This window comes from Escherichia sp. E2586 (assembly GCF_005781105.1).
Taxonomy (GTDB): Bacteria; Pseudomonadota; Gammaproteobacteria; order Enterobacterales; family Enterobacteriaceae; genus Escherichia.
In genome coordinates this window covers 492,295-499,677 of record NZ_VATN01000009.1, presented here as the reverse complement: position 1 = coordinate 499,677, position 7,383 = coordinate 492,295, and the positions used below count along the sequence as shown (strand labels likewise).

Below are 7,383 nucleotides of genomic sequence, written 5' to 3'. Positions count from 1 at the left end.
CATTTTCACTGAGCTTTGACAAACATTGTAACTACAATATTCTAATGTCACTTTTAACCCATTTAGAAACGGTTGTCTGGATTTAGCATGATAACGTTTAACGATCCGGTCGCGTACAACCGGGCTATCGGGTAACAGGTTATCGAAGAAGTTAAACACGGCATCAGAGGTGATATTCCCCCTCTGCAATGGCAGCGATAGCGACAACGGCCTGGCATAACGGTTGGCTAACCACTCCGGCGCATACCTAAAAGTGTGCGCGCCATTGGCCAACTTCGTTAACTCGCCTACCCGCTGGTTGTTCATCCAAGTGACAAGTTTAGGCATTACCACTCCAGATCTTGCTGTTGTGTTGATTCTGGCGCAGCGTTTTTCGTGTCGCATAGCGTCATTGAGAGTTCAAGTGACTGTAATATCTTAAAAAATGTCGTCAGCGTGGTGTTATCGGGATTATTCTCGAAATTCGAAATCGTCGCCTGCTTAATGCCGATTTTTTTCGCCAGCTCGCTCTGCGTCCAGCCATTTTGCTGACGAACCAGTTTCATTGCATTCGCTAATTGCGTTGGGCTATAGATCATCGGAAAGCTCATCATGCCATACGTCCACAAGAAGTTTATCCGCTCAAGGGGATATTGTCAGTTTTATCCCTTAGTGAGGATAAAGTCAATCTGTAAACGCATTTTATCCGCTCTACGGGATAAACGCTGCGATATCCGCGATCGCGGATAAAATGGAGGATTAAAAAACGGCGCTGATGTGCCATTTGAGGTTGCTGACTAAAGTCGTCAATACTAAACCGCATACCATCTTCGGCATGCGGCTTGATACGGTTTAGCAGATATATTTCACTCCCGGCATGCCCAGCCGTTATCACCTAATCCTAATAAAGAAAAGAAATAGGAATACCGATACTCAAAAATTAACAGCCACGGTTATCAGGATGTGGCTGTCAATAAAACTATAACCCAGGCGCTTTCCATAACGATGTCGTCAGTCCGTGATCAACCAGCCCCAGTTGATCCTGATATACAGCCTGCCACTTATCGCGTGAATCTTGATAAAGTTCATGCTTTTCCGGGTCTGGTGTATGCGTCCGTTCCCAGCGTACAAGACGTTCTCCAGTTTCTGCCATTGATGAATAAATCCCGGCACCGACGCCAGCTGCAATGGCACATCCTAATGCGGTGGCTTCTTTGACCACCGGAATATTAACGGGTAATCCCGCGACATCAGCGAGAATTTGACTCCATAATTTCCCTTTTGAACCTCCGCCTGCAAAGACCAGCGATGTAGGATGAATATTCGAGAAATCAGCAATTTGCTGCAAGTTACACGCCGATACAATCGCCGCATTTTCTTCCAGCGCGCGGAACAACGTCGCTTTGTTACATTTATCCGGATCAATGGACAAGTTAATAAAGGAAGGCGCTGCGTGATACCAGGTTTTAAAGCGCATTCTGTCGGAGAATATCGGCATCACGCCCCACGACCCAGGCGGCACCCGGCTGGCCATCTCTTCAAGCAGCGTGTAAGTGTCGATACCTAAACGTTCGGCAATCAGTTTTTCTTCGGCACAGAAAGCATCGCGGAACCAGCGCATGGTGAGTCCGGTAAAAAAGCTTATAGATTCAGCTTGTACCATGCCAGGAATAACATGGGGATTAACGCGCACGTTCATTTCTGGGTCTGTCATCGGCGCGGCTAAGTTTACAACTTGCTGCCAGAATGTGCCGCCAAGTACGGCAGTTTGTGCCGGGCACACTACACCTAATCCCAGGCAACCAAGCTGTACGTCCCCTCCTCCCACGACCACCGGAGTGCCAGCCTTCAGGCCGCAAAGTTCCGCAGCTTGTGAACTTACCACGCCCAGCAATGTGCCGGTTTCTTTGACAGGAGAAAGAATATCAGCCCGCAGTCCGGCCATATCCAGCAATGCAGGTTTCCAGTCACGGGTGGTTAGATCGAGAAGTCCCGTGGTGCCTGCGTTAGACGGATCGACCGCCAGTTCCCCACTTAACATATAGGCCAGCCAGTCGCTGATCATGGTGATGGTCGACGCTTGTCGGTAGATATCAGAACGATGATGCGCCAGCCAAAGTAATCTGGGAATGGCGCTTAAAGCCAACGTTTGTCCGGTCGCGCGATAAACTTCGTTTTCAAAGGTATTGTTATGCAGTTCTTTAAGTTCGCTGACTTCCCGCGCCGCTCTGGCATCCACATTGGCGCAGGCCCAGATCGGTGTTCCTTCATTGTTATATAAAACAATACCTTCGCGCATCGAACATGCCGAAACGGCAGCAATATATTCCGGCGCGATACCAGAATTATGTAACGCCTGGCGCATACATTCGCACGCCAGTTGCCAGTTCTTATTCAGATCAAATTCCATTGAACCGGGAACGTCAGGTACTGCCAGATGCCGCCACTCCGCCTGTCCTACTGCGATTTGATTGCCTTCCAGGTCGAAAATCACAGCCCGAATACTTCCGGTGCCTGCGTCCAGCGCCATCAGGTAATGCTTTGATTCTGAAGGGGTAAAGAGTCGAGCCATTAGATTGTCCTCGGCTTAAGCGTTCTGTCTGTTCCTCTATACGTTCTCCATCGTTCCCGGTAATAAGGTGATGCTAAATTAACCACGTAAAATCGCAGCGGCAGTATCCTGGTCGGTAACCAGCGCGTTGATGTAGCCGCCTTTCATCGCAGCGGCGATCGCTTCGGCTTTATTTTCGCCCCCTGCGACACCTACTCTAGTTGGAATAGTTGTCATCGCGGTTAAAGGTAAGCCAATCAGTTCGTTATGTATTTTGATATCCGTGACAACGTCACCTTTAGCGTCAAAAAAGTAACCTAAAATATCGCCAATGGCCCCTTTTCGACCAATCATTAACTGTTCGCCCTGGCTGATATAACCGGAGCGAATAATCGTCGCATTCTCTTTTTGATTCACTGCGCCAATGCCGACAATGGCCACATCCGCAGCTTGTGCGGCTAACAGGACATCTTTGACGCAGTTTTCATTTTTCAGCGTTCGGGCAATTTCAGCCGAAGATGCCCGTAATGGCGCCGGAATGATGTTTACGCTGCACGCTGCGTTAAGTTGCCCGATGCCTGTCATATAAGAGCCGACACCACCGGAGAGCGTGACCAGGCGGATTTGCTGTGACGAAATAAACCCACTTAAGCGTTGCAGCGTGTTCATCGTTGCCTCGCCAAAGCCAATCGCCAGCATTTGCTGTGGCTGGAGCAATCCCATCAACATATGCGCTGCGCCGATTCCTAAGCGCCCGCCGACATCTGCATCTGCGAGTCCAGGGATCACCCGCACATGCTGTAATGAAAACTGGCGACGTAATTGCGTTTCATATTCCAGACAGCCTTCAAAGCGAGAATTAATCTGCACGCGAATAATGCCGGACTGATGCCCTTTCTCCAGTAACCGCGACACTTTCAAACGCGTTAGCCCGAGGCGATCGCTAATCTCGCTCTGAGTCAGCCCGTCGTGATAGTAAAACCACGCGATCCGCGCGACCTGTTCTTCTTCACACATTCCCTGTTCTGAAATTGCCGAATCGTTGATTGTCATAATTCATTCTTCACTTTGAACATATTTAAATCTTTAATGCAATTGTTCAGTTATTGCGCGCTTATATCTGTGATAGCCACCACAGTTTGGTCAAACAGCAATGAACAAACGCAACCATAAAAATCAAAATAGCATAAATTGTGATCTATTCGTCGGAATTATGCGCAATAGCCACCTAAGGTTATGAACAAATTAAAAGTAAAAATACATTTGTTCAAAACTCACCTGCAAAACTGAATGGGGGAAATATGCAAACGAGTGATACCCGCGCGTTACCGCTACTTTGCGCCCGCTCGGTTTATAAACAGTATTCAGGGGTTAATGTCCTGAAAGGCATCGATTTTACGTTGCATCAGGGGGAAGTCCACGCCCTGCTCGGCGGTAACGGCGCGGGTAAATCGACGCTAATGAAAATCATCGCCGGTATTACCCCTGCTGATAGCGGTACGCTGGAGATTGGGGGCAACAACTACACCAGATTAACGCCAGTTCATGCTCATCAGTTGGGTATTTATCTCGTTCCCCAGGAACCGCTGCTTTTCCCAAGTCTGTCGATAAAAGAAAACATCCTGTATGGGCTGGCAAAAAAACAGCTTTCTATGCAGAAAATGAAGAACTTGCTGGCGGCGCTGGGCTGCCAGTTTGATCTGCATAGTCTGGCGGGCTCACTGGATGTTGCCGACCGCCAAATGGTGGAAATCCTGCGCGGTCTGATGCGCGATTCGCAAATTCTTATTCTCGATGAACCTACAGCGTCGCTTACCCCTGCGGAAACCGAACGCTTGTTTGGCCGTTTGCGGGAACTACTCGCCACTGGCGTGGGCATTGTTTTTATCTCACATAAGCTGCCGGAAATTCGCCAGATTGCCGATCGGATTAGCGTGATGCGCGACGGAACTATCGCGTTAAGTGGCAAAACCAGTGAGCTGTCTACCGACGACATCATTCAGGCCATTACGCCAGCAACGCGGGAAAAATCTCTCTCAGCCAGTCAAAAGTTATGGCTGGAGTTGCCCGGTAATCGCCCACAACATGCAGCTGGAACATCGGTACTGGCGCTGGAAAATCTGACTGGCGAAGGTTTTATGAATGTCAGTTTTACGCTGAATGCCGGAGAAATTCTTGGCCTGGCTGGGCTAGTGGGGGCCGGGCGCACTGAACTGGCAGAAACGTTATATGGTCTGCGGCCTTTGCGTGGCGGGTGCATCATGTTGAATGGTAAAGAGATCAATAAATTATCTACCGGAGAACGTTTGCATTGCGGTCTGGTTTATCTACCAGAAGATCGCCAGTCCTCAGGATTGAATCTCGATGCTTCGCTGGCGTGGAACGTCTGCGCCCTCACCCATAATCAACGCGGATTCTGGGCAAAAACCGCGAAAGATAACGCCACACTGGAACGATATCGTCGCGCGCTGAATATTAAATTTAACGAATCGGAACAAGCTGCACGAACTTTATCCGGTGGCAACCAGCAAAAAATCCTGATTGCCAAATGTCTGGAAGCTTCGCCGCAAGTATTGATTGTTGATGAGCCGACGCGCGGCGTAGATGTCTCGGCGCGTAATGATATCTACCAGCTGTTGCGCAGCATCGCCGCACAAAATGTGGCTGTGCTGCTTATTTCCTCCGATCTGGAAGAGATCGAACTGATGGCTGACCGCGTGTATGTGATGCATCAGGGTGAAATTACCCACTCGGCACTGACCGGGCGCGATATTAATGTCGAGACCATTATGCGCGTTGCCTTCTGCGATAGTCAGCGTCAGGAGGCGTCATGCTGAAGTTTATTCAGAACAACCGTGAAATCACGGCACTGCTGGCGGTGGTGCTGCTGTTTTTGTTGCCAGATTTTCTCGACCGTCAGTATTTAAGTCTGCAAACGCTGACCATGGTTTATAGCAGCGCACAAATCTTGATCCTGCTGGCGATGGGCGCGACGCTGGTGATGCTGACGCGCAATATTGATGTTTCGGTAGGCTCAATTACGGGTATGTGCGCGGTGCTATTGGGGATATTACTGAATGCGGGGTATTCACTGCCTGTTGCTTGTGTCGCGACGTTACTGCTCGGCTTGCTCGCGGGATTTTTCAACGGTGTACTGGTCGCGTGGCTAAAGATCCCTGCCATTGTCGCTACGCTCGGTACATTAGGATTGTACAGAGGCATCATGCTGCTGTGGACTGGCGGTAAATGGATTGAAGGGTTACCCGCCGAACTGAAACAACTCTCCGCCCCGCTACTGTTTGGCGTTTCCGCGATTGGTTGGTTGACGATAATTCTGGTGGCATTTATGGCCTGGCTGCTGGCGAAGACGGCGTTTGGACGCAGTTTTTATGCCACGGGCGATAATTTACAGGGCGCTCGTCAATTGGGCGTTCGTACAGAAGCCATTCGGATTGTGGCATTTTCGTTGAACGGCTGCATGGCGGCACTGGCGGGGATTGTGTTTGCTTCGCAGATTGGGTTTATCCCTAATCAGACCGGCACCGGGCTGGAAATGAAAGCTATCGCTGCCTGCGTGCTGGGCGGCATTAGTTTGCTCGGCGGTTCCGGCGCGATTATCGGAGCGGTGCTCGGCGCCTGGTTCCTGACGCAGATCGATAGCGTACTGGTGCTGTTGCGCATTCCGGCATGGTGGAATGATTTTATCGCGGGCCTGGTTCTGCTGGCGGTGCTGGTGTTTGATGGACGCCTGCGTTGCGCGCTGGAACGTAATCTGCGGCGGCAAAAATATGCCCGCTTTATGACGCAACCGCCATCCGTTAAACCCGCTTCGTCAGGTAAAAAACGGGAGGCCGCGTAATGCGTATTCGCTACGGTTGGGAACTGGCCCTTGCCGCACTGCTCGTTATTGAGATCGTCGCATTTGGTGCAATTAACTCGCGGATGTTAGATCTCAATATGTTGCTGTTCAGCACCAGTGACTTTATCTGCATTGGCATTGTCGCCCTACCGCTGACGATGGTGATTGTCAGTGGCGGGATCGATATTTCGTTTGGTTCGACCATCGGCCTCTGCGCCATTGCATTGGGCGTACTGTTTCAAAGTGGTGTGCCGATGCCACTGGCGATTCTTCTGACATTACTGCTCGGCGCATTGTGCGGGCTGATCAACGCCGGATTAATCATCTATACCAAAGTTAACCCGCTGGTGATTACGCTTGGCACACTGTATCTGTTTGCCGGAAGCGCTCTGCTGCTTTCCGGGATGGCCGGAGCGACAGGGTACGAAGGTATTGGTGGATTCCCGATGGCGTTTACTGATTTCGCTAACCTGGATGTGCTGGGACTCCCTGTTCCGCTGATTATCTTCCTGATATGTCTCCTCGTTTTCTGGCTGTGGCTGCATAAAACCCATGCCGGACGTAACGTGTTTTTGATTGGGCAAAGCCCACGCGTGGCGGTTTATAGCGCGATTCCAGTTAACCGTACCTTATGTGCGCTCTATGCCATGACAGGGCTGGCGTCTGCGGTCGCCGCTGTGCTGCTAGTGTCGTATTTTGGTTCCGCGCGTTCCGATCTCGGTGCGTCGTTTCTGATGCCCGCCATCACCGCAGTGGTGCTCGGCGGTGCCAATATTTATGGTGGCTCCGGTTCCATTATCGGCACCGCCATTGCGGTTTTATTAGTGGGATATTTGCAACAAGGTTTGCAAATGGCAGGAGTGCCAAATCAGGTGTCCAGCGCCCTTTCCGGTGCGCTGCTTATCGTCGTTGTCGTTGGTCGTTCCGTTAGCCTGCATCGCCAGCAAATTAAAGAGTGGCTGGCGCGTCGGGCCAATAACCCATTGCCATAAAG

The 7,383-nt window shown here is 50.6% G+C and carries 7 protein-coding genes; 3 read left to right on the top strand and 4 right to left on the bottom strand.

The genetic code is table 11. The annotated features are described in order from the left end of the window. The 4 genes from FEK50_RS12370 to lsrR all read right to left on the bottom strand — a co-directional run. The coding region (locus FEK50_RS12370; RefSeq protein WP_240783259.1) for a HipA N-terminal domain-containing protein at positions 1-327 on the bottom strand (327 nt) is incomplete at its 3' end. Then, complete coding sequence (hipB, locus tag FEK50_RS12365) at positions 327-593, bottom strand: type II toxin-antitoxin system antitoxin HipB (RefSeq protein ID WP_130260632.1); 267 nt, start codon at positions 591-593, stop codon at positions 327-329. The genes hipB and FEK50_RS12370, both read right to left, overlap by 1 nt. A gap of 365 nt (positions 594-958) precedes the next feature. Further along, complete coding sequence (gene lsrK, locus FEK50_RS12360) at positions 959-2,551, bottom strand: autoinducer-2 kinase (RefSeq protein WP_131161897.1); 1,593 nt, start codon at positions 2,549-2,551, stop codon at positions 959-961. 78 nt (positions 2,552-2,629) lie between these two features. Then, on the bottom strand, positions 2,630-3,583 hold the full coding sequence (lsrR, locus tag FEK50_RS12355) for a transcriptional regulator LsrR (RefSeq protein ID WP_130260630.1): 954 nt from the start codon (positions 3,581-3,583) through the stop codon (positions 2,630-2,632). A 248-nt stretch (positions 3,584-3,831) separates the two neighbouring features. Between lsrR and lsrA the strand changes: the two genes are divergently transcribed. From lsrA to lsrD, 3 genes are read left to right on the top strand one after another with little or no spacing between them, the layout of a single operon-like run. Then, the gene (gene lsrA / locus FEK50_RS12350) at positions 3,832-5,367 is read left to right on the top strand and encodes an autoinducer 2 ABC transporter ATP-binding protein LsrA (protein WP_131161898.1); all 1,536 of its coding nucleotides are present in this window, start codon (positions 3,832-3,834) and stop codon (positions 5,365-5,367) included. Next, the gene (lsrC, locus tag FEK50_RS12345) at positions 5,361-6,389 is read left to right on the top strand and encodes an autoinducer 2 ABC transporter permease LsrC (protein WP_131161899.1); all 1,029 of its coding nucleotides are present in this window, start codon (positions 5,361-5,363) and stop codon (positions 6,387-6,389) included. The genes lsrA and lsrC overlap by 7 nt, the downstream gene beginning before the upstream one ends. Next, positions 6,389-7,381 carry an autoinducer 2 ABC transporter permease LsrD gene (gene lsrD, locus FEK50_RS12340; RefSeq protein WP_130209233.1) on the top strand — a complete coding sequence of 331 codons (993 nt, stop codon included), beginning with the start codon at positions 6,389-6,391 and terminating at the stop codon, positions 7,379-7,381. The genes lsrC and lsrD overlap by 1 nt, the downstream gene beginning before the upstream one ends. The last annotated feature ends 2 nt before the right edge of the window (positions 7,382-7,383 follow it).